We start from the raw sequence: 1591 nt of genomic DNA, 5'->3' as shown, positions 1-1591 counted from the left end.
GGCGTCCAGCATCGGCTCGGCCGCCGGTCCGTCCGGCCGGGACACCGCGGCCCGCCAGCGGGCGAGCCGGGCGACGGCCTCGTCCAGGACGGCCTCGGTGTACTCCCAGTCGCTGCGGTAGTGGTGGGCCAGCAGGGCCAGCCTGATGGCCGCGGGGTCCACGCCCGCGCGCCGCAGGGCCGAGACGAAGACCAGGTTGCCCTTGGACTTCGACATCTTCTCGCCGTCGAGCCCCACCATGCCGGCGTGCACGTAGGACCGGGCGAAGGGGTGCTCGCCGGTCAGCGCCTGGGCGTGCGAGGCGCCCATCTCGTGGTGCGGGAAGGCGAGGTCGGAGCCGCCGCCCTGCACGTCGAAGCCCATGCCGAGGTGGTCCAGGGCGATGGCCACGCACTCGATGTGCCAGCCCGGCCGGCCGGCGCCCAGCGTGCCGCCGTCCCAGTGCGGCTCACCGTCCCGGGCAGCCATCCACAGCATCGGGTCCAGCGGGTTCTTCTTGCCCGGGCGGTCCGGGTCACCGCCGCGCTCGGCGGACAGCACCCGCATCGCGGCGGCGTCCAGGCCGGACACCTCGCCGAAGTGCGGGTCCGACTCCACGGAGAAGTAGACGTCTCCGTCGAGCTCGTAGGCGGCCCCGGAGTCCCGGAGCCGTTCGACGAGCGGCACGATCGCGGGTATCGACTCGACCGCGCCGACGAAGTCGTCGGGCGGCAGCATGCGCAGCGCCGTCATGTCCTCGCGGAACAGGGCGGTTTCGCGTTCGGCCAGCTCGGACCAGTCCTCGCCGGTGGCGACGGCACGTTCCAGCAGAGGGTCGTCCACGTCGGTGACGTTCTGCACGTAGTGCACCTGCCGCTGGTTGTCGAGCCACACGCGCTGCACGAGGTCGAACGCGTTGTAGGTCGCCGCGTGTCCGAGGTGGGTGGCGTCGTAGGGCGTGATGCCGCAGACGTAGATACGGGCGACGGGACCGGGGGCGAGTGTCACTCGCCCGCCGGTCGCGGTGTCGTGGATCCGGAGGTCGCGGCCCGTGCCGGGCAGGGCGGGGACCTCAGAAGCAGGCCAGGCATGCATGCCGACGAGCCTAACCGGACGGATGTTCATCCTACGAACGGGACCAGCACGAACGGCTGATTCGACGGTCTTGCGCGGGAGTGTCCGGCCGGTCAGACCGGCGGCCAGGGAATGGCCGGCCAGGCGCCGCCGGGCAGCGGGTGGCGTCCGGTGGTCAACAGGGCGTCGGTGCGCTTGCGCACCGCGTCCACCTCGGCCGCGCTGAGCAGTTCCGCCAACCGGGTGGCCAGCGCCGCCCCGGGGGCCAGAGCGTCGGCGAGGCCGCGCAGCGCGGCCGACGCCTCGGCGGGCAGCTCCTCGCCCGCCCAGCCCCACAGCAGGGTGCGCAACTTGTCGTCGGTGTGGAAGGTGACACCGTGGTCGATGGCGTACAGGCTGCCGTCGGCCTGCGGGAGGAGGTGGCCGCCCTTGCGGTCGGCGTTGTTGATCACCGCGTCGAGCACGGCGACCCGGCGCAGCGGCGCGTCAACGGCGTGCACCAGCAGCGCGGCGCGCTCCCCCGCGCCCCCCGGCGCCC

2 protein-coding genes are annotated in these 1591 nt (G+C 73.5%); both read right to left on the bottom strand.

What is annotated here, in order from left to right:
• On the bottom strand, positions 1-1074 hold a 1074-nt coding region (mshC, locus tag ACYVE9_RS26035), incomplete at its 3' end, for a cysteine--1-D-myo-inosityl 2-amino-2-deoxy-alpha-D-glucopyranoside ligase (RefSeq protein ID WP_461030348.1).
• A 92-nt stretch (positions 1075-1166) separates the two neighbouring features.
• Positions 1167-1591, bottom strand: a 425-nt coding sequence (locus tag ACYVE9_RS26030) for an SCO1664 family protein (protein ID WP_461030347.1), incomplete at its 5' end; no start/stop codon positions are given.

It is taken from the genome of Streptomyces sparsus (assembly GCF_054776295.1).
The sequence above is the reverse complement of the archived record's forward strand: the minus strand, read 5'-3'. Positions and strand labels throughout refer to the sequence as shown.